Annotated in this window: 20 protein-coding genes; 3 read left to right on the top strand and 17 right to left on the bottom strand. The window is 35.8% G+C overall.

The features are described from left to right. Positions 1-53: 53 nt before the first annotated feature. Positions 54-1,280, bottom strand: a complete 1,227-nt coding sequence (locus tag KO527_RS10210) for a spore maturation protein (protein ID WP_216040213.1) — start codon at positions 1,278-1,280, stop codon at positions 54-56. Between the two features lie 187 nt (positions 1,281-1,467). Here KO527_RS10210 and rsmF point away from each other — a divergent pair, with 187 nt between their 5' ends. Beyond that, positions 1,468-2,922, top strand: coding sequence for a 16S rRNA (cytosine(1407)-C(5))-methyltransferase RsmF (rsmF, locus tag KO527_RS10205; RefSeq protein WP_216040212.1), 1,455 nt, complete (start codon positions 1,468-1,470; stop codon positions 2,920-2,922). A gap of 300 nt (positions 2,923-3,222) precedes the next feature. Here the strand turns inward: rsmF and KO527_RS10200 are convergent, their stop codons facing one another. The 14 genes from KO527_RS10200 to yceD all read right to left on the bottom strand — a co-directional run bounded on the left by KO527_RS10200 (position 3,223) and on the right by yceD (position 15,445). Next, entirely contained in the window at positions 3,223-5,049 is a 1,827-nt protein-coding gene (locus tag KO527_RS10200; RefSeq protein WP_216040211.1) for an alkaline phosphatase D family protein, read from the bottom strand. 26 nt (positions 5,050-5,075) lie between these two features. After that, positions 5,076-5,849 carry a TatD family hydrolase gene (locus KO527_RS10195; protein ID WP_216040210.1) on the bottom strand — a complete coding sequence of 258 codons (774 nt, stop codon included), beginning with the start codon at positions 5,847-5,849 and terminating at the stop codon, positions 5,076-5,078. A gap of 15 nt (positions 5,850-5,864) precedes the next feature. Further along, entirely contained in the window at positions 5,865-6,191 is a 327-nt protein-coding gene (locus KO527_RS10190) for a PilZ domain-containing protein (protein WP_216040209.1), read from the bottom strand. 13 nt (positions 6,192-6,204) lie between these two features. Further along, a complete protein-coding gene (locus KO527_RS10185) occupies positions 6,205-7,110 on the bottom strand; it encodes a DNA polymerase III subunit delta' (RefSeq protein WP_216040208.1) in 906 nt (301 codons plus the stop codon). Next, the gene (tmk, locus tag KO527_RS10180) at positions 7,107-7,739 is read right to left on the bottom strand and encodes a dTMP kinase (protein ID WP_216040207.1); all 633 of its coding nucleotides are present in this window, start codon (positions 7,737-7,739) and stop codon (positions 7,107-7,109) included. Before tmk ends, KO527_RS10185 begins: the two co-directional genes overlap by 4 nt. Then, complete coding sequence (mltG, locus tag KO527_RS10175) at positions 7,729-8,748, bottom strand: endolytic transglycosylase MltG (RefSeq protein WP_216040206.1); 1,020 nt, start codon at positions 8,746-8,748, stop codon at positions 7,729-7,731. Before mltG ends, tmk begins: the two co-directional genes overlap by 11 nt. Before the next feature lie 16 nt (positions 8,749-8,764). Continuing rightward, positions 8,765-9,592, bottom strand: a complete 828-nt coding sequence (pabC, locus tag KO527_RS10170) for an aminodeoxychorismate lyase (protein WP_216040205.1) — start codon at positions 9,590-9,592, stop codon at positions 8,765-8,767. Between the two features lie 84 nt (positions 9,593-9,676). Continuing rightward, complete coding sequence (gene fabF / locus KO527_RS10165) at positions 9,677-10,915, bottom strand: beta-ketoacyl-ACP synthase II (RefSeq protein ID WP_216040204.1); 1,239 nt, start codon at positions 10,913-10,915, stop codon at positions 9,677-9,679. Positions 10,916-11,064: 149 nt separating this feature from the next. Beyond that, the gene (acpP, locus tag KO527_RS10160; protein WP_216040203.1) at positions 11,065-11,301 is read right to left on the bottom strand and encodes an acyl carrier protein; all 237 of its coding nucleotides are present in this window, start codon (positions 11,299-11,301) and stop codon (positions 11,065-11,067) included. Between the two features lie 287 nt (positions 11,302-11,588). Continuing rightward, positions 11,589-12,335: a 3-oxoacyl-ACP reductase FabG gene (gene fabG, locus KO527_RS10155; RefSeq protein WP_216040202.1), complete on the bottom strand. Its 747-nt coding sequence runs from the start codon at positions 12,333-12,335 to the stop codon at positions 11,589-11,591. Between the two features lie 20 nt (positions 12,336-12,355). After that, complete coding sequence (fabD, locus tag KO527_RS10150) at positions 12,356-13,288, bottom strand: ACP S-malonyltransferase (protein WP_216040201.1); 933 nt, start codon at positions 13,286-13,288, stop codon at positions 12,356-12,358. A gap of 412 nt (positions 13,289-13,700) precedes the next feature. Next, positions 13,701-14,729, bottom strand: a complete 1,029-nt coding sequence (gene plsX / locus KO527_RS10145) for a phosphate acyltransferase PlsX (protein WP_216040200.1) — start codon at positions 14,727-14,729, stop codon at positions 13,701-13,703. A 13-nt stretch (positions 14,730-14,742) separates the two neighbouring features. Continuing rightward, entirely contained in the window at positions 14,743-14,910 is a 168-nt protein-coding gene (rpmF, locus tag KO527_RS10140) for a 50S ribosomal protein L32 (protein WP_042143954.1), read from the bottom strand. A gap of 10 nt (positions 14,911-14,920) precedes the next feature. Further along, positions 14,921-15,445: a 23S rRNA accumulation protein YceD gene (gene yceD, locus KO527_RS10135; RefSeq protein WP_216040199.1), complete on the bottom strand. Its 525-nt coding sequence runs from the start codon at positions 15,443-15,445 to the stop codon at positions 14,921-14,923. Between the two features lie 116 nt (positions 15,446-15,561). On the opposite strand from yceD, the gene KO527_RS10130 reads away from it, so the two are divergent. Further along, positions 15,562-16,155: a Maf family protein gene (locus tag KO527_RS10130; RefSeq protein WP_216040198.1), complete on the top strand. Its 594-nt coding sequence runs from the start codon at positions 15,562-15,564 to the stop codon at positions 16,153-16,155. Between the two features lie 136 nt (positions 16,156-16,291). Here KO527_RS10130 and KO527_RS10125 read toward each other — a convergent pair whose 3' ends face one another. Then, a complete protein-coding gene (locus KO527_RS10125) occupies positions 16,292-16,933 on the bottom strand; it encodes an HAD-IIIA family hydrolase (RefSeq protein ID WP_216040197.1) in 642 nt (213 codons plus the stop codon). Further along, the gene (gene rluC, locus KO527_RS10120) at positions 16,923-17,924 is read right to left on the bottom strand and encodes a 23S rRNA pseudouridine(955/2504/2580) synthase RluC (RefSeq protein ID WP_216040196.1); all 1,002 of its coding nucleotides are present in this window, start codon (positions 17,922-17,924) and stop codon (positions 16,923-16,925) included. Before rluC ends, KO527_RS10125 begins: the two co-directional genes overlap by 11 nt. 483 nt (positions 17,925-18,407) lie before the next feature. Here rluC and rne point away from each other — a divergent pair. Continuing rightward, positions 18,408-21,020 (top strand): ribonuclease E (gene rne, locus KO527_RS10115; RefSeq protein WP_216040195.1); only part of this gene is annotated, 2,613 nt, incomplete at its 3' end.

The raw sequence follows: 21,020 nt of genomic DNA, 5'->3' as shown, positions 1-21,020 counted from the left end.
CCATGAAATAAGTTATTGAATACAATGTAGATGGGGCGGGTATTACCTTTCACCTAACCAAAAAACCAATAACACACACCTATTGCAGTTACAATACCTGCTAAATCAGCGATTAAACCACACGCTACCGCATGGCGTGTATGTTTAATACCTACAGCACCAAAGTACACTGCTAATACATAAAATGTTGTTTCAGTCGAGCCTTGTATGGTTGAAGCTAAACGCCCTGCAAATGAATCTGCACCATGGGTATTCATAGTCTCTAACATCATAGCTCTTGCTCCAGAGCCACTTAATGGTTTCATAAGAGCTGTAGGCATGGCATCTACAAAACGGGTATCACCATTAAATATAATGACAATTTGGCGCATCCAATCAAGTACGATATCTAACGCGCCGCTTGCACGAAATACACCTATGGCACATAACATTGCCAATAAATATGGGATCAAAGAGATTGAGAATTCAAAACCTTGTTTAGCCCCTTCTATAAATAACTCATATACATTATGTTTTTTATAAAAAGCCCAAGATAAACACAATAAAACAAAGCTAAAAATTAAAAAGTTACTCAATACTGCTGATTGATGACTTAATACATCAGTCGCCAAAGTAGAAAAATAAACAATCAAGCTACCTAAAACAGCAAATAATCCGCCTAAATAAGCCATCACAACTAAGTTAGTTAATTTTATTTTTTGTACCCAAGCAACAGTCATTAAACCGACAATGGTAGAGCTAAATGTGGCAATTAAAATAGGTATAAATATATCAGTTGGACTTGCAGCTCCTTGCTGTGCACGGTAAACAAATACGGCAATCGGAAATAAAGTCACTGAGCTGGTATTAAGCACTAAAAATAAAATTTGCGCATTGCTAGCGGTATCTTTTTTTGGATTAATACTTTGTAAGTCATGCATGGCTTTTATACCAAGGGGTGTTGCTGCATTATCAAGCCCTAAAAGATTAGCGCTTAAATTCATAGTAATAGAACCAAAAGCAGGATGATTCTTAGGTACTTCTGGCATTAATTTACTAAATAAAGGAGACAAACCTTTCGCTAAAGTATCTACCATGCCCGCTTTTTCAGCAATTTTCATAATACCAAGCCAAAAACATAAAGCGCCTATTAGTCCGATGGCGATATCAACAGACACCTTACCCATTTTAAATAATGCATCAACCATACGCTCAAACACTAAACCATCACCACCTATCCATGTAGCCATGGCAGAAAAAAAAGCGATGATGAAAAAAGATAACCATATTCGGTTGAGCATAATGAGACCAAGGATTGTTATTATTAATTTTAAATATCAGTTTACTAAAGCTTTATCTTAATCAAAACACTTAAATATCGTTAATACGTTATCTATATTAAATAAAAACACTGTAAATCGCTCAACGTAAAGCTCGAGCATGGTATTATTGCGCAAAATTAAGATTTAAAGTTCATTTGAGGTTGATGTGAATCAAAATACCTATATTCCACAAGCATTTATTGATGATGTAAAAAGCTATATTCCTGAACATCTTTGCATAGATGATTACATTGATAAATGTAAACAACCTCTACGCCGCTCTATTCGTGTTAATACACTTAAAATGTCTATTGAAAGATTTAAAAGTATTGCAGAATCAAAAAACTGGAAACTAGATCCTGTACCTTGGTGTAAAGAAGGGTTTTGGTTAGCGCGTCCAATTGATGAAGAACAGAATTTATCTATCGGTAATACAGATTTACATTTAAGCGGTGCAATATATGTGCAAGAAGCAAGCTCAATGTTACCACCTACTGCTTTATTAGAAAATGGGGAGTTTAATGCTGCTAGCGCATTAGATATGGCTTCGGCACCAGGTTCTAAAACCTCGCAAATTGCTGGATATATGAAAGGTGATGGCATTTTAGTTGCCAATGAGTTTTCATCTTCGCGTCTTAAAGTATTAAGTGCCAATATGAAACGGTTAGGTATTGCTAATGTGGCGTTATCTCATTTTGATGCTGCTGTATTTGGCCCATATATGAGCGAATGTTTTGATTCAATTTTATTAGATGCGCCTTGTTCTGGTGAAGGCACCGTGAGAAAAGATGCTGATGCACTTAAAAATTGGTCACTAGAATCAAATATTGAAATTGCTAATGTGCAAAAACAACTGATAGAAAGTGCTTTTTATGCCCTTAAGACTGGCGGTACATTAGTTTATTCAACTTGTACTTTAACGCCTATTGAAAACCAAGCTGTATGTGAACATGTTTTATCTCTGTTTGACGGCTTGATTGAAATTGTGCCTCTTACTAATTTATTTGAAGGCGCAGAAAAAGCGACTACACCTGAAGGTTATTTACATATTTGGCCGCAAACTTTCGATTGTGAAGGCTTTTTCATCGCTAAATTTAAGAAAGTAGCACACCAAGCCCCTAAAGAAATCAAAGTTAAAAAAGGTGATTTCCCTTTTTCTGAATTTGATCAAAAATCAGAACAGGCTTTTTATAACACGCTTAATAAACAATTTGGTATTAAATCATTGCCCGGTACTTTAATGCAAAGAGATAAAGAACTCTGGTTATTCCCTAAAGCCTTTTCTGCTATTTCAAATAAAATAAAATATGCGCGTATAGGTATAAACATAGGTACTTTACATAAAAATGGTGTGCGCTTAAATCATGAATTTGCAACTTGCTTTGGTGATTTGGCCACTAAAAACACCTTTGAACTGTCAGATCTACAGGCAAATGATTACTTTGGCGGAAAAGATATCAAATTAGAACAATTATCCACAGAAAAAGGTGAGTTATTGTTAACCTTATGTGGTACAAGTATAGGTTTAGGTAAGTGGATGAAGAATAAAATAAAGAACAGCTTACCCCGTGATTTAGTTAGGGATAACCAGTTAATAACTTGGGGTAAAGCTATTAAATAGTTGTGAACACAATTTGAATTAATTTAAAATTAGTTTTTAAACATTTAATTATAAAGGAAATATTTTTACAATAAATATTTTCCTTTTCAGATTTTGTTAACTACACTTATTAGTACTTTCACTTCTCCCGAAACGAATGTGAAATTATTTTTAAGTTACGCACGGCTCGATTGAGCCAATCCCCTAAGCCCAAAGCAAATATATTCGCTTTGGGCCTTTTTTATCCAGTTTTAAAACCTGAAATGATAAACTTAACTAAATCTCATAGTAAAACATGTAAAAATACCCTTTTAAGCTTTTTTACAGCTCAAAGTCCGTAATTTCACCATTGCCATGCAAAATCTGATAACTGGCTAACTTGCCTTGATCCAATTTTATAAGGCTTATACCAGATAAACTCATTAAATGTTTTTTATCATTATGTGTCACAGGATGTCTTGATACTTTCATTTGCCAACGTTTGGTAAAGAAATTTAATGGGCTTTTAGCGCCATAAAACCAAGTATCTAATGTATCTAATACAGCAAGCAGTTTTGTTGGAAATTCATTCTTAATACCACTGGCTGTGAGTTGCCAAATTCGGTTATCTCTTTGACTAAATCGTGCTTGTACGGAATAACAAAATGAATAATGAACGTCACCAGAGAGTATTAATGTTTCAACAGGTGTATCTGCACGCCTAAAGGTATTCATAAGCTTTCTTGCCGCACCTTCATGAGCCATCCAGTTTTCAACATCTACCAATAAAGGGTGACCACATATATTAAACAGAGATTGAATAGCTTCAATTGATTTAACACCAAAAACAGGAGCCGGAGACATTAATATCACCCCCTCTTCTCCTATTAGGTTTTGCTCTAAGTGCGTTAACTGTTCCCAATCTAATAAACCGGAAGGCTCATCAAAATTATGCTCATTACGCCACCTGTGCGTTCTTGTATCTAGTACAACTAATTTAGGTTCACACGGGACTTCAAAATGCCAATATGAAAAGTTAAATATTTCTTTATCTAAATTCTCAAAATACCACTGCTTTTCAATTTTTGAATCAAGCATTAAGTCTTTAAAAAAGCCTGACTTTTTGCCAGCGTCATTACCCCAACCTTGAAAAATCCAATAACTAATTAAACCATTTGCAACTATACGTCTGCTCACTGGGTCTTGATAGACATTTTGCTCCCAATTTGCTGTTAAGTTCCAATCATCAGTCACATCATGATCGTCAAACATCATTAAACAACTCATATTGGCATAGAGTCGTTGGCTATGATGTAAACCAGCCACAAATTTTAGTAGTGCGGATTTTTCATCGTCAAAGCATTTTTTAATTTTTGCTTCACTGCTTGTAAATGTTAATAAATCTAAATTGATGCATTGCCATGCTTGTTTGCTATAACACAGTAAATACATAGCGACAAATTCTTCAAAACCTATTAAATGGTTTTCTGACTTCGCACTGGTGAAATGCTCTAAATCTTTTTTAAGCCAGTAGCCTAAAGTGCGTTTGGATCTATCTTGCCAAGCTGTAACTGGCAATTTTTGTGCTCTTTGGTACAACTGCTCATTGATATTATCTGGTAAATCAATATTAAGTGATGTTTCTTTAAATATACCTAAAGTATCGATCAGCTGATAAATTGCTTGCAACGTCACACCAGCGACATCATCTGCATAAATTTGGTCACCAGATAACAATAAAAGCTGAGCGCCTATTTCCCCTTGATTTCGTTGTGTGTCTTGATAGTTATCCGCACTAATTAATGCGTCTTCACTTGGATGATGTGGATTTCTACAAGAACCATGTAATAAACTGTCTATTTTGTTAGGAACTACAAACGCAGGTAAATTACAGCCATCATAACAAAACATGCTTATATCAATTTTCTCACTGGTATTTAGCTGATATTTAATTAATTCGTCAGTTGGAAAAGGCGTGTCTTTAGCAGTAATATGAATTAAGCGAACAAACAAATGTTCACCTAATTGCAGTATTTCTTCTTTGGTTTCATGTTGTTGGTTGACCAAACTAATATCACACGCATTTGCGTTGGAAGTGGCCAACCAAATACAAACTGTCTCAGGCGTTGCAAGCCTCACCATTGGCCCTGCAATTAAAAATGGCAGCATGTATATTTACTATTCCTCTATTATTGTTATTTTTTTATATTAAATAAATTGTAAAAGTTTTCAGTTGTTTGTTTTGCAAGTTCAGCGTAACTCACACCTTTTAGCTCTGCAATATAATAAGCGACATCTTGAACATATGCAGGTTGATTTGTTTTGCCTCTGTAAGGCACTGGCGCTAAATAAGGAGAGTCGGTTTCAATTAGTAAACGATCAAGAGGGATTTTTTTCACAACTTCTTTGAGTTCTACTGCATTTTTAAATGTCACTATACCTGAAATCGAAATATATAAACCAAGTTCAAGCGCTTGCTCTGCCATTTCCCAATTCTCAGTAAAGCAATGTAAAACCCCCTTTACCTGACCTTCGCCGTGCTCACGTAATAAGCTAATGGTATCTTCTCTGGCGTCACGAGTATGAACAATTAATGGTTTATCTAATTGTCTGGCAACTTCAATGTGACCAATAAAAGAGTCTATTTGAACTTGTTTTGAGTCTTCAGAATAGTAATAATCTAAGCCTGTCTCACCAATTGCCACTACTTTTTTATGATCAGCTAAAGCTAATAACTCAGATTTATCTAGGGCATCTTTTTGATCTAACGGATGAATACCGCAAGAGGCTGATACATCATCAAATTCTTCTATTTTTGCTAACATATCAGGAAATTGCGCTAAAGTGACTGATACACACAAAAAATGTTCTACATCTTTCGCTCTGGCATTATCAAGCACTTGCGCTAATGTTAAGTCTAATTTATCAAAATCTAATCGGTCTAAATGGCAATGAGAATCTACAATCACGGTTTTCTACAGCTTTTACATAGTATATGTTCGGTCACCCGAGTGTATCATATCAAGTACCAGTTTTTCGATTTTATCTTTTACATGGGCTTTATCATCTATAAAACTGACACCTACTCCAGGAGGATTAGAGTTTTGACTTCCCTGCCCTGTGATCCAAGCAACTTTACCGGAAACAACATCATCTTCTAAAGCATCTGGTAAAGTGATCCTAAGCGCTAAAGACTCGCCCATTTCATATTGCATATTAGTACGTATAAACAAGCCTCCATTTTTTAAAAATGGCATATAGCACTTATATAACTCTCTTAAATCTTCAAAATCTATTAATAACTCTTGCAAAACTTTATCTCTTTTAATTATTTAGTTGTGCCTGCAGCGAAAAAATCAGACGACTTGTTGCTAAAGTTACATTAAGTCCTAAAATTGATTTTCGACTATTTTCAAAATTTCCTAACAGCTTAATGCATTCTTGATAGTTATTAAATGCGATGTTTTTTTGTATTAAATACTTTTTAATAATAGCAAATAAAAAAATACTAAAAACACTTATATACTCAGGCTTATTCTTTAAAATTTCATTCAAAATCTTTAAATCAATCTGTTGATGTAAGTTTTCAACAGTGCTGTATAAGCTATCTAATTGATTTAAATCTCCTTGCTCATGCCAGTTTAATAACATTAAGGGCTGTTGTGCAAATAAAATATGCCATGGTTGGGACACCAAATTAAAATTAGCAAGCCAATCAGTCACCAGTTCTGGTTTATTTATTGTTAAGTTATAGCATAAACAGCGACTTCGTATAGTTGCACCTAAGCGCATAGGTTCATGTGATACTAATAATAAATACCTCTGATGATTGGGCTCTTCAAGGGTTTTTAACACTGCATTTTGTGCCGCTACAGTCATTAACTCGGCATTATGAATTACTACAACTTTATTAGCATTTTGCCCAGCAGATGATTGAACAAACTGTGCTACCTTACGGATTTCATCAATGCCTATGGTTTTATTATCTTGCCCTATAATAAGTTTGTCTGGATGTGTACCTGCTTGCTGCAACTGACATGACTTACATTGCCCACAAGATTGTAAGTGATTGGATGAAGCATTACACAAGATACTTTGCGCAATATCTTGCGCAAATTCAGCTTTACCTATGCCCGCCTGTCCACTCAATAAAATACCATGATGTAGTTTATTTACAGAATAAGCTGTTTCGAGTGGTTGTTTAAACTCACTCAGCCATGGGTATATCATTTATTAGCTTCTGTTTTAAAGAAATCATTCAATACAGCAGTAATATTTTTATGAACTGATTCAATATCTTGACTTGCATCTACTGTTTTAATTGAATCATCACTATTTGCAATTTCTAAATACTTTGCTCTTGTTCTTTGAAAGAAAGATAACTGTTCTTGTTCTATTCTGTCTAGTTCACCACGTTTTGCAGCACGTGCTAATCCTATCTTAGGATCTAAGTCTAAATATATTGTTAAGTCAGGTCTTAAATTTTTTAAAACAATATTTGATAACGCGCTTAATGTTTCACTCGCAATTTGTCTACCACCGCCTTGATAAGCTTGTGAAGATAAATCATGTCTATCAGCTAATACCCAAGTATTGTTCTCGAGTGCCGGTAAAATAATATTAGTCACTAACTGTGCTCTTGCTGCATACATTATCAGAAGCTCAGCTTCAGCACTCATTGTCTCTTTATGTTCCGCTTTTACTAATTCTCTTAACGATTCAGCTAATGGTGTGCCGCCTGGCTCTCTTACGTCTATATAAGAGACATTTTTTTGATGAAAGTAATTTTGACATAATGCAATTGCAGTTGACTTTCCTGCACCTTCAAGGCCTTCGATCACAATAAATTTAGCTGTCATTACTTACCTTTTTCTTTAATTGATATTTTCTTACCGCTTGATTGTGTTGCGATAGGTTTTCTGAAAATTGGTGACTACCATCACCTTTTGCTACAAAATAATAATAATTAGACGACTCTGGTGACAAAGCAGCTTGTATTGCTGCATATGATGGCATCGCAATAGGTGTTGGTGGTAGCGCTTTAATTCTATAAGTATTATATGGCGTATATTGCTTTAAATGTGCACGTGTTAAATCACCATCAAACTGATCCTTTAGTCCATAAATAACGGTTGGATCTGTTTGCAAACGCATCTTTTTATGTAAACGATTAATAAAAACCGATGCGATTAAAGGTCTTTCGCTTGCTTTAGCGGTTTCTTTTTCAATAATAGACGCCATAATCAAGGCTTCATACGCATTGGCATAAGGCAAATTTTGTTCTCTTTTTTGCCATAATTCATCAAGCGAAATTTTCATTGCACTGTGTGATCTTTGTAATAAAGATAAGTCTGTATCACCCGCTTGATAAAAGTATGTATCAGGAAATAGCCAACCTTCAGTATTTGCATGTTTGATTTTAAGCGCATCAACATAAAAGCTATCTTTGCCCTGTTGCATTACTTTTTTAATATAAGGTAAATTTGAGATGTTATTTAATACTTGAGAAAAACTCTCACCTTCAATAATGCTAAAACTGAATAAATGCACTTGAGAATTATTTATTTTTTTAACATTATCTAGCAATGAGTCTGCTGTAAGTTGATAAACACCCGCTTTAATATCAGTTAGTGTCGGATCTAACTTAGCCAAGATCCTTAAAGACCAGCAATTATCAGTCAACTTTTCTGCTTGGAATTGTTTACACAAAGTTGTTAAACCTGTACCAGATTTTACTTCAAATAAAATAGGCTCTTTTAAATTAAGCGCTTTGGTTTGTAACAACTGTATATGAGAATAAACATATGAAGCTATAATCCCGAGAATTATAGCCATTGATAATAAAATTATTTTAATACTTTTCATCATAATATTCTAAATACGATCAAATTAGCTTCGTATCAACGAACATGTCCTTTTGTAATCTAAGCGCTAATTCTAAATCAAAATGTGTCTTTTGTATTGATTTAATCGGCACTAATCCCATTAAACTATTACAGCAAAATACTGCTTGAGCTGTTTTTATTTCATCTAACGTAATTTGAGATTCAATAAGTGCGATTTTTGATGACAGATATTCTCGATAAACACCTTTAATACCTGATTGATCTAATTTCGGTGTATGCCACTGGCCATGGATATAACATATTAAATTAGCAATTGAAGTTTCAATTACATTATCATTTAAATCAAGTACGATAGCTTCCGACCAAGATTTTTCGCTTAACTCCTGCTTTATCAATACTTGCTCTAACCTATTTAGCGTTTTCATTCCCGCTAAAAGTGGTTGTAAACCTAATTTGATACTAGACACCTCAAGCGATATGCCTGTTATTTTTAGTGCGTCATAATTATTGGGAAAAGGTAAAACACTGAGAATTTGAACAGGGTTTTGCACTTCGGGTAAGCCATAACCGCGACCACCTGAACCTCGCGTAATCATTATTTTTAAAACGACACATTTTTGATTTAAACACAGTTGTTTTATTGACGTTTCTAATGCGATAAAGTCAATTTCAGGAAATCCTAGACGCTTTTGACATTCAATAAGTCTTTGCTTGTGAAAATGCCAATGTTCAACGGTTTCATTTACGACTTTAGCCGTCGTGAAAAAACCATCCCCATAACTCAACCCTCTATCTGATAATGGGATTGAATTTGAAGTATCATTATTTATTATTGTTTTATAGGTATTATTTTTTGTCATAAACATCGATATACAAAAAAGCCTGACATAAGCCAGGCTTTTATAAAATCTCTCTGGTGAGGGAATTATACCCTCAGAGACGATTTTTGTTTATATTTTTTTGAAAAGCAATGAACCGTTTGTACCACCAAAACCAAATGAATTACATAAAGTAAAATCTAATTTAGCATCACGCGCAGTGAAAGGTACATAATCCAGATCGCACCCTTCATCTGGGTTATCTAAATTAATTGTTGGTGTAACTTTTTGATTTTCTAAAGCAAGAATACAAATAATTGATTCTACAGAGCCTGCAGCACCTAATAAATGACCCATCATAGATTTAGATGAACTGACCATAACGTCTTTAGCTGCATCACCAAATACTGATTTTATTGCTGCTGTTTCAGCTTTATCACCGGCATTTGTAGAAGTACCGTGTGCATTAATATAACCAACTTGATCAGCGTTAACTTTGGCATCATTTAATGCATTTATCATAGCTCTCGCACCACCAGAACCATCTTCAGGAGGAGAGGTCATATGATATGCATCACCACTCATACCAAAACCAGATAGTTCAGCATAAATTTTAGCACCACGTGCTTTCGCTTGTTCATATTCTTCAAGAACGATTACGCCCGCACCATCAGATAATACAAAACCATCACGGTCTCTATCCCATGGACGTGAAGCCGCGGCAGGATCATCATTACGAGTTGATAATGCTCGAGCCGCATTAAATCCGCCCATTCCGATTGGCGTACACGCACGTTCTGCACCACCGGCAACCATAGCATCAGCATCACCATAAGCAATCATACGCGCCGCATGACCAATATTATGCAGACCTGTAGTACATGCCGTTGCAATAGAGATATTTGGACCACGTAATCCATGCATAATAGATAGGTGACCAGAAATCATATTGATAATTGTTGCAGGTACATAAAATGGTGATAATTTTCGAGGACCACTTTTAAGCATTTTTATGTGGTTTTCTTCAATAAGGCCTAAACCACCAATACCCGCACCAACAGCAACCCCAACTCGGTCTGCATTTTCTTCAGTTACTTCTAAGCCTGAGTCTTTTAAGGCTTGTATACCCGCAGCAACACCATATTGAATGAATAAATCCATTTTTTTGGCATCTTTCTTAGGCATAAATTGTGTAACATCAAAATCTTTTATGTTACCAGCAAACTTAGTTCCAAAGTCTGACGTGTCGAAGTGAGTTATGATATTAATACCACTGTCACCATTTAATAAACCTTGCCAAGTAGATGCTACATCGTTACCTAACGGTGTTAACATACCTAAACCAGTTACTACAACTCGACGTTTAGCCACAGAATCCTCCGGGGAATAATTTAAATATTGGGGGGTTTAAATTTGATTAAATAATAATTTTTGTAAAAACAATTATTTAATTAACTTGGATAAAAAGTGATAGATACAATAAGGGCAGCTAACGCTGCCCTTAGAATCAACAAATTTGATTATTCAGCGTGAGCTTGAACGTAATCAATTGCAGATTGAACTGTAGTGATTTTTTCAGCTTCTTCATCAGGGATTTCAGTATCAAACTCTTCTTCAAGAGCCATTACTAGTTCAACTGTATCTAAAGAATCAGCACCTAAATCATCAACAAATGAAGCTTCATTTTTTACTTCTTCTTCTTTAACACCTAACTGCTCAATTACAATTTTTTTTACGCGTTCTTGGATATCGCTCATTCTTCTTTCCTTTATTAAAAAACGCCACTGCGTTATTTTTCAGATTGTGGCGTAGTTTACGTTGCTAAAATCTCTGATTCAAGTATTTGCTTCGACTTTTTTTCTGGTCGAACCTGTTAAATCAGAATCTAATAGTTTATCGCTTATTTTAACAGCAATTTCAAGTGCTTTTGCTGCTAAATACAAATAAAATGTAACAACTTGTACCTAAAGCGTCACAACTTGTTTCTATAATCTCTAAAACTTAAATATATATTAAATGAAATTCATCAAATTTTTATTAAGTTCTAAATCATATACATACCACCATTTACATGAATAGTCTCACCATTCACGTATGCAGCAGCATCTGAAGCTAAATAAGTTACTGCAGCAGCAATTTCATCAGGATTACCTAAACGACCTGCAGGTACATTTGCAAGTGTTGCAGCTTTTTGATCTTCTGTTAACTCATCAGTCATATCAGTTTGAATAAAGCCTGGTGCAACAACATTTACGGTAATACCACGAGATGCAACTTCACGCGCCATAGATTTAGAAAAACCAATTACGCCTGCTTTAGCTGCAGCATAATTTGCTTGTCCAGCATTACCCATAGTACCCACAACTGACCCTATATTGATGATACGACCAGCGCGTTTTTTCATCATAGGACGTAAAACAGCTTTAGAGAGACGGAAAATAGAACTTAAGTTCGTATCTATAATGTCATCCCATTCTTGATCTTTCATACGCATTAATAAGTTATCGCGTGTGATACCCGCATTATTAACTAATACATCTAAATCGCCTAAATCAGCTTTGATAGCAGCTAATGTATCTTTAATAGAATCAGCGTCAGTTACATTCAAAGCATAACCTTTACCTGCTTCACCTAAATATTCACTGATCTTAGCGGCACCAGATTCACTTGTCGCTGTACCTGCAACAGTTGCACCTTGAGCAACAAGCATTTGTGCGATTGATTTACCAATACCACGGCTTGCGCCAGTTACTAAGATAACCTTACCGGTTAAAGAAAATAAATTACTCATATTTTTAAACTCTTTCTTAATTAAAGTGCTAATGCTTTTTCGAGCGATTCGACATCATTAACTGATGCGCATGAAACTGATTTATCAATGCGTTTTGCTAAACCTGATAATACTTTACCTGGACCAAATTCATAAGTCGTAGTAATGCCGTCTTTTGCGAACATTTGAACTGTTTCAGTCCATCTAACTGGACAGTATAATTGACGCACTAGGGCATCTTTAATCGCTTGTTCAGCTGTTTCAACTTTAACATCAACATTATTGATCACTGATACTTCAGGTGCATTAAATGTTAAAGCGTTTAAATCTTTTGCTAATTTTTCAGCTGCTGGTTTCATTAATGCACAATGAGATGGCACACTAACAGCTAATGGTAATACTCGTTTTGCACCCGCTTCTTTACATGCAATAGATGCACGTTCAACAGCATCTTTACTACCTGCGATCACAACTTGACCAGGAGAGTTAAAGTTAACAGCGGAAACAACTTCACCATTTTCACTTAGCTTACAAGATTCAATCACTGCTTCATCAGCTAAACCAATCACAGCTGCCATTGAACCCGTTCCAGCTGGCACGGCTTCTTGCATATAAACGCCACGTTTTTCAACAAGTTTTACCGCATCAGCTAATGAAATAACGCCCGCACATACCAGCGCAGAGTATTCACCTAAACTATGGCCAGCTAATACATCAGGTTTTTGACCGTTTTGTGCTAACCAATGTCGGTAGATAGCAACACTTGCAGTTAATAATGCAGGTTGTGTTCTATGTGTTTCATTTAACTTTTCGCTTGGACCATTTAAAACTAAGTCTGTTAAGTCATAACCTAAAGCTAGTGAAGCTTCATCAAATGTTGTTTTAACGTCTTCAGATGTTTCAAGTAACTGGGCTAACATACCAACAGATTGAGACCCTTGTCCCGGAAATAATATCGCTAATTTTTCAGACATGTTTTTATCCAATATATCTTGTTATTAATATTTAATACCAATCCCAATAAATATGTGATCAATCTAAATGGCCTAAATATACAATTACTGCGTTATTTTCAATCCCAATAGCCAGCTATTGCTCTATCAAACGCCTTGCTCTTGAAAATTTACCCTAATTTATATTAGCTCACTAACTTAATAGAATTGGTATAACTCATACAGAAACCCAGTAGCAATGTTCTTGATATTGCACTTGTTCAATTAATTTCTGTAACAGTTTTGTTTCTTAAAAATATGACGTTGTTTTGTAAGGGTTAGTTCAATGTTCAATCGCCCTATTATAGAGAGCAGTTTTTCTATATCAGCATTTGGCCAAATTTTGTTTGGGATATCTCTCCCAATAAAAAAAATGATTGAATGCATGAATCCCCTATTCGTCTGTATTTATAATCTCTTCGAATTTGTGCCGGATTTTTTCAGGAAGTTGACGTTCAACCTCTCTTACGGCTTCTTCGATTGCAGCTAAAAAGGCTTTTTTGGAAGCATTTCCATGACTTTTCACTACAATACCGCGCAATCCTACCAGACTTGCACCGTTATACTGGTCGGGGTTCACTCTTTTATAGAGTTTTTTTAATACGGGGAACAATAAAAGTGCTAAAAACTTATTAAATAAGCTTTTGTTTAATGCTTTTGTTAGTTTATGAACGATTAGTTTTGCAATACCCTCACATGTTTTTAATGCAACATTTCCAGTAAAACCATCACATACAATAACATCGGCTTTACCTGTAAAAATATCATTACCTTCTGAATAACCAATATAATTAATATGGTCGCTAGATTGTAATAATTTAGCTGCCTCTTTAATGCTATCGTGGCCTTTTATTTCTTCGGCGCCCATATTTAATAGGCTTACTTTTGCATTAGTGATATTTTGAGCTTGCTCAGCAACCACTGAACCCATAACGGCAAATTGAAATAATACATCACTATCACAGGCAACATTCGCGCCTAAATCTAGTAAATAAACTGGTCTTGGGGTTTGAGTCGGTACCGTAGATATCAGAGCTGGACGCTTAACGCCTGGTAGCATTTTTAAAACGTAATGTGCCATTGCTAATAAAGCACCGGTATTACCCGCTGTCACACAAGCTTGTGCTCTACCTGATTTAACTAAATCAAGAGATACTCTCATAGAAGAGTCTTTTTTATTACGTAAAGCAAATGAGGGTAAATCATCATTATTCACAACTTCGGAACAATGTTCGATTTGAATTCTTGGGTGTGTTAAGGCTTCTAGTTTTTTAAGTTCGCAGCGAATTTGACGTTCATTACCGCATAAGATCAAAGTGAGATGATCTATTAACTTGACTGCTTCTACGGCAGCTGGAAGAGATGAACGGGGGCCGTAATCGCCCCCCATTATATCTAACGCTATGGTTAGATTATTAGACATAAAATAGTTTCCGTTAAGAAATTACTTTAACGCCTTTGTAATAACCATCTGCAGTTACGTGGTGGCGACGGTGAGTCTCACCTGATACTGCGTCAACTGTTAAAGTTGGGTTACTGATCGCGTCATGAGAGCGGCGCATGCCACGTCTAGAACGAGATTTCTTACTTTTTTGTACTGCCATAAGTCTTCTCCTAAGAATTTTTCTTAAGTTGTTTCAAAATATCAAATGGATTTGGTTTGTCATCTTCTTCATCAATTTCTCCAAAGCTTTGAGCTTCTTCAGAATAATGACAAGATGTCTCATCATGTTTAGGCACTATTGGAATCATTAATATTAATTCATCTTCAAGAAGACTATAAATATCAATTTCTCCATCTTCGTCAAGCTCAACCGGTTCATACCGCTCAGGCAAGTCTTCAGACTCAGCACCCATTTTAATCGGAGAATAAGCAAAGCTCATTTCCAAATCCAACCCTAAATCGTCATTACATCGCTGACACAATATCAAAGCTTTAGTTTTAACGTTACCGCTAATAGCAACCAAACCTTGATGGTCTTCTTTGCAATGAATTTTTACCTCTATCTGTCCAACTAATGCCTTTAAAGCTTTTCCTAAACGGGAAAACTCAGTTTGCTCAATAAAACCATCATAAGATAGTTCATGTTGTGCAGATTTTGCAGGATTAATTTTTACAGGAATTTTTACCTTTTGCATAGGGGCAGCATCTTATAGATAGTTAACTGTATAGTCAAAATAAAAATGATACTTTCCTTTGCATTTCGTCTGTTAGCGACATATTCTGCTAAAAAAGTAATCAGATTAAATAAATAATGACTCCAAAGCTTATTTTAGCCTCTACATCACCCTTTCGTAAGAGCCTTTTAGAAAAATTTAATATTAATTTTTCTGTCGCATCTCCAAATATCGATGAAATGCCTTATCACAATGAAACCGCTTGCTCACTTGTTGAACGGCTTTCAATCGAAAAATCAAAAGTTCTAAAACAGCAATTTGATTCTGGTATTGTGATCGGTTCAGATCAAGTCGCTTTATTTGATAATAAAATACTAGGTAAGCCTCACTCTAAAGAAAAAGCAATTGAGCAGTTATCAAGTTTCAGTGGACAAAAAGTCACTTTTTTAACCGGCCTTGCACTTCATAATGTAACAACAAATGAAACTGTAAGCACAGTTGAACAATATCAAGTACAATTTAGAGACTTAACAGCTAAGCAAATTAATACATATTTAGATATTGAACAACCTTACAATTGTGCAGGAAGTTTTAAAAGTGAAGGCTTAGGAATTTGTCTATTTGAACGATTTATAGGGGATGATCCAAATTCTTTAGTGGGATTACCTTTAATTGCATTAAATAGATTATTGTTACAATGGGATATCGATATTTTAGACCATCAAAAATAAAACTCCTTCTAAGGAGTTTTATTAGAATATCGCTTTTCGAAAAAACAAACCATAAAAATGATGTAAAATAAACTGAGCTTTAGGACCCTGTAAATAGCTTCAGTTTATTTTCGGCGCAAAAGCCCTCATAAAAATTTTATAACAAATATTGATCTAATTGTGAAAAGCAATCCACAATTGCGACAGGTTCATATGTAGCTAGCTCATCACGTTCACCAACGCCAAATGTAACACCTATACTATCCATACCTATATTTTGTGCCATTTCAAGGTCAAGTGTGCTATCTCCGATCATAACAGCCTCAGCAACAGCTAATTCTGTATGGGCTAATATTTGGGATAACATTTGTGGAGAAGGTTTAGATTGCGCTTCATCGGCACTTTGCGTAAAAACAAAATAGTCCGTTAACCCTGTCAAAGATAATAACCTATCTAACCCTTGTCTGCTTTTACCTGTGGCTATCGCTAATTGACAACCATTAGATTGCAATTTTTTAAATAAAGCTTCTACCCCATCAAATAAAGGTGTATCAGTGCTATCTTCATTTACAAATTGTTTTTTATATTCCTGCATCAGCGTTTGATGAAGCGCTTTATGATCAGGAAACAGCTTATCCATTACGACCGGCAAACTTAATCCAATAATGCTTTTAGCTTTATCATCACTCGGTACTGGTACCAAATGTATTCGAGCAGCAGATTGTAAAGATGAAACAATACGTGCAATGGAGTCCATTACAGTACCGTCCCAATCAAAAATAACGAGTTTATATTTCATTATCTGTTTTTCTTTTATTCACTTCTTGTTTTAATATTTTAATTGTTTTAATTAATACATTATCAAGAGGCGCCTCTACTGTTAATCTTTCTTCAGTAATAGGATGTGTAAAAGTGAGATCATGAGCATGCAAAAATAAGCGATTTAATCCTTTTTCACGCATATATGCGTCAAACCCTTCATCACCGTACTTATCATCACCCGCAATAGGATGACCAGCGCATTGTGTATGTACACGAATTTGATGTGTTCTACCCGTAACTGGAGATGCCTGTACTAAAGTACATTCAGTAAACCTTTGTAATACTTTAAAACGCGTATGAGATGCTTTACCTTCTTCTTCATCAACACGTACTATTCGCTCACCTGATTTTAAGGTGTTTTTTCTAAGGGCTGCGGTCACATTTTTAACTTTAGTTTTCCAACTGCCATCAACAAGCGCCCAATAATTCTTTTCCATGGTTTTTTCTCTAAGTTGTTCATGTAACCCTTTAAGTACTGAACGCTTTTTAGAAATTAATAAACAACCAGAAGTATCTCTATCAAGTCTGTGAACGAGTTCCAAGGCACGCTCATCAGGACGTAAACTTCTCATTGCTTCTATCAAACCATAACTTAGGCCACTGCCACCATGAACAGCCATACCTGTTGGCTTGTTGATGACGATAAGGTATTTATCCTCAAAAATAATCGCATTTTCTAAATTAGCTATTTTATCTAAGTTTTTTGGTACAAACTCTTCTTTCTCAGCAATTCTGACCGGCGGAATTCGAACATAATCATCAATTTGCAGTTTATATAATGGTTTTACCCGCTTTTTATTTACACGAACTTCACCTTTGCGCAATATTTTATAAATTGCACTTTTAGGCATGCCTTTTAACTTAGTTAAAAGGAAATTATCAATTCTTTGACCATCATGGTCTTCCGTAATAGTTACAAAAGTAACCTTGCTTCCAATATTTTCTGACGGTTCTGTTTTTTCAGACATTGTATAATCACTGATTTGAGTAATAATTTAGTTGCTAACAGACTAACAATAATGGGATAATCCCAATGTAAATTGCCTGTAAAGCAGGAATTTTGGTGCTTTTTTGCCAAAGCAGATACTGTGCTGCACACTCCGGATAAGCGATCATACAGATTCAAACTCTGTTTTCCAAAAGATTTTATAGATATCTGGTTGTCATGTGCCTTTAAATTGCGTTGATGCGAGTAATATATCAACAAGAGATTTAACGCAGCTGCTGCAAAAAGCGAATGTAATGAATATGTCATCTACGCTCAAGAGATCATATCGTTCAGCAAAGATACCCTAAAAACCGAATAATAAAATTCAGGTTTAGGGTGAATAAAAGTAATTCTTAGGTTAACCCAATCGTGAGATTGCACTATAAGCGAAAGAAAAAAGACTGAACGGATATTGATAAGCTCAGATCAGCGAGAGACTTTAAATAATAAATAGAGTAACAATATGAAACGTATGCTAATCAATGCTACGCAGCAAGAAGAAATGCGCGTAGTACTGGTTGACGGGCAACAACTTTACGATTTAGATATCGAGAGCCCAGGTCACGAACAGAAAAAAGCCAATATTTATAAAGGTAAGATCACACGAGTAGAACCAAGCCTAGAAGCTGCATTTGTAGATTACGGTGCGAACAGACATGGTTTTTTACCACTAAAAGAGATTGCAAGGACTTATTTCCCTAAAGGATATACTTTCAAAGGTCGCCCAAGCATTAAAGAGGTGATTAAAGAAGGTCAGGAAGTTATCGTTCAGGTAGATAAAGAAGAACGTGGTCAAAAAGGTGCTGCTCTAACAACTTTTATCAGTGTTGCAGGTAGTTACTTAGTATTAATGCCTAATAACCCAAGAGCTGGCGGTATTTCTCGTCGTATCGAAGGTGATGAGCGTACTGAATTAAAAGAAAGTTTAAGTCGTTTAGAGTTACCAAAAGGCATGGGACTAATCGTTCGTACTGCTGGTGTTGGTAAATCATTCGAAGAATTAAACCATGATTTAAATTCTTTAATACTGCACTGGGAAGCCATTCAAACAGCTTCTGAAACAGGTCCTGCTCCGTTTTTAATTCATCAAGAAAGCAATGTTATCTTCCGTGCAATCCGTGACTACTTACGCCGTGATATTGGCGAAATCATCATAGATAAAAAATCAGTTTTTGAAGAAGCAAAATCACATATTGAGCGCTTCAGACCTGACTTTATGAGCCGTGTAAAGCTTTATCAAGGTGAAGTGCCTCTTTTTACACATTATCAAGTTGAAAGTCAGATTGAATCAGCTTTCCAACGTGAAGTGAGACTACCTTCAGGTGGTTCAATTGTAATTGATCCTACCGAAGCCCTTACTTCAATCGATATCAACTCCTCTAAAGCAACTAAAGGGAGTGATATTGAAGAAACAGCTTTAAATACTAACTTAGAAGCCGCTGATGAGATTGCACGTCAATTAAGATTACGAGACTTAGGTGGCTTAATTGTTATCGATTTTATCGATATGACACCGCCGCGTCATCAACGCGAAGTAGAAAATCGTTTAAAAGATGCAGTACGCCCTGATCGCGCTCGTGTTCAAATAGGCAAAATTTCACGATTTGGCTTACTTGAAATGTCGCGTCAACGTTTAAGACCTTCTCTTGGTGAAGCAAGCCAACATGTATGCCCGCGTTGTAATGGTCAAGGGACAGTGCGCTCAAATGAGTCTTTAGCACTTTCTATCCTTCGCTTAATTGAAGAAGAAGCATTAAAAGACAATACAGCTCAAGTAAATGCGCTTGTGCCTGTTGCCGTAGCTGCTTACTTATTAAATGAAAAACGTAGAAGTGTACGTGCCATTGAAAAGCATCATGATTGTGAAGTGATCATTATTCCAAATCAACATATGGAAACGCCACAATTTGAAGTACAACGTTTAACAAGTGATAACAGTATAGAAACTGTTAGCTTCAACCAAATTCAAGCGCCTAAAAAGGCAGCACCAGAATTTGTTAAAGCTAAAACAACAGTTAAAGAACAGCCTGCATTACAAAATGTTGTTATTTCTAAAGAAAAAGCACCGGTACAACCAACTGCAGCGTCAACACCTTCTGAACCAGGTTTACTTACGAAATTGGGTAACTGGCTAAAATCTTTATTTAGTCCTGAACCTGAAGTTAAAGAGCCGGAAGTTGTAGCTGAAGCTAAACCTCGTAGTAAACGTCAATACGATAATAAACGCCGTAATCCGCGTAATCGTAACCAACGAAATAAACAAGGTGATGACAGCGATAAATCAACAACTGAGAATAAGCGCCCTAACCGCGATAAAAACGATTCTAATGAGAGCCGCGACAATAAGAATAAACGTCGTAATAATCAAAACAATCGTAAACCTGCGCCTAGTGCACAAGCTCAGAATGATAATGCTAAAGCAGAACCAAAAGAGCAACGCGTAAAAGAGCGTCGTCAACGTCGCAATACACGTAAAAAAGTACGTGTACAAGAGCAAACTGAAGTAGCAACAAATACAGCTAATGAATTAAATGCTGTTGATGTTAATGCTCAAGTAGATGCAACTGTTGTTGAAACTGCTAAAGTTGAAGCTAAAGATATTAAAGTTAGCCAAAAGCCTGTTGCTGCAAATATTAAGGTTGAAGAATCTAAATCTGAGAAAAAATCGGATGAAGCTAAACCTGTAGATGCTGAAGTTGAAACAACAGACGAAGAAAAAGAGCCTAGAACACGTTCACGTCGTTCACCTCGGCATTTACGTTCTGCAGGTCAACGCCGTCGTAAACCACAAGAACAAGGTGAAAAGAACATTGACCTTGAAACAACAGAAGCCCCTGCATTTGTTCCTGTAGCTGATCAAGCTATGGCAGAACAAAGTATTGCTGAAGCTACAGTTGAAACGCCTGTAGTTGAAACTCCTGTAGTTGAAACTCATGTAGCTGAAACACCGGTTGTTGAGATGCCTGTAGTTGAAACACCTGTTGTTGAGACCCCTGTAGTTGAAACGCCTGTAGTTGAAACGCCTGTAGTTGAAACGCCTGTAGTTGAAACGCCTGTAGTTGAAACGCCTCTAGTT

This window comes from Pseudoalteromonas sp. C2R02 (assembly GCF_018860845.1).
Taxonomy (GTDB): domain Bacteria; phylum Pseudomonadota; class Gammaproteobacteria; order Enterobacterales; family Alteromonadaceae; genus Pseudoalteromonas.
The sequence above is the reverse complement of the archived record's forward strand: the minus strand, read 5'-3'. Positions and strand labels throughout refer to the sequence as shown.

Excerpts from the sequence above, each read along its gene's own strand:
- KO527_RS10210 (WP_216040213.1), bottom strand. The coding sequence starts at position 1,280 with ATGCTCAACCGAATATGGTTATCTTTTTTCATCATCGCTTTTTTTTCT.
- KO527_RS10200 (WP_216040211.1), bottom strand. The coding sequence starts at position 5,049 with ATGCTGCCATTTTTAATTGCAGGGCCAATGGTGAGGCTTGCAACGCCT.
- KO527_RS10185 (WP_216040208.1), bottom strand. The coding sequence starts at position 7,110 with ATGATATACCCATGGCTGAGTGAGTTTAAACAACCACTCGAAACAGCT.
- tmk (WP_216040207.1), bottom strand. The coding sequence starts at position 7,739 with ATGACAGCTAAATTTATTGTGATCGAAGGCCTTGAAGGTGCAGGAAAG.
- mltG (WP_216040206.1), bottom strand. The coding sequence starts at position 8,748 with ATGATGAAAAGTATTAAAATAATTTTATTATCAATGGCTATAATTCTC.
- pabC (WP_216040205.1), bottom strand. The coding sequence starts at position 9,592 with ATGTTTATGACAAAAAATAATACCTATAAAACAATAATAAATAATGAT.
- acpP (WP_216040203.1), bottom strand. The coding sequence starts at position 11,301 with ATGAGCGATATCCAAGAACGCGTAAAAAAAATTGTAATTGAGCAGTTA.
- fabG (WP_216040202.1), bottom strand. The coding sequence starts at position 12,335 with ATGAGTAATTTATTTTCTTTAACCGGTAAGGTTATCTTAGTAACTGGC.
- fabD (WP_216040201.1), bottom strand. The coding sequence starts at position 13,288 with ATGTCTGAAAAATTAGCGATATTATTTCCGGGACAAGGGTCTCAATCT.
- plsX (WP_216040200.1), bottom strand. The coding sequence starts at position 14,729 with ATGTCTAATAATCTAACCATAGCGTTAGATATAATGGGGGGCGATTAC.
- rpmF (WP_042143954.1), bottom strand. The coding sequence starts at position 14,910 with ATGGCAGTACAAAAAAGTAAGAAATCTCGTTCTAGACGTGGCATGCGC.
- yceD (WP_216040199.1), bottom strand. The coding sequence starts at position 15,445 with ATGCAAAAGGTAAAAATTCCTGTAAAAATTAATCCTGCAAAATCTGCA.
- KO527_RS10130 (WP_216040198.1), top strand. The coding sequence starts at position 15,562 with ATGACTCCAAAGCTTATTTTAGCCTCTACATCACCCTTTCGTAAGAGC.
- KO527_RS10125 (WP_216040197.1), bottom strand. The coding sequence starts at position 16,933 with ATGAAATATAAACTCGTTATTTTTGATTGGGACGGTACTGTAATGGAC.
- rluC (WP_216040196.1), bottom strand. The coding sequence starts at position 17,924 with ATGTCTGAAAAAACAGAACCGTCAGAAAATATTGGAAGCAAGGTTACT.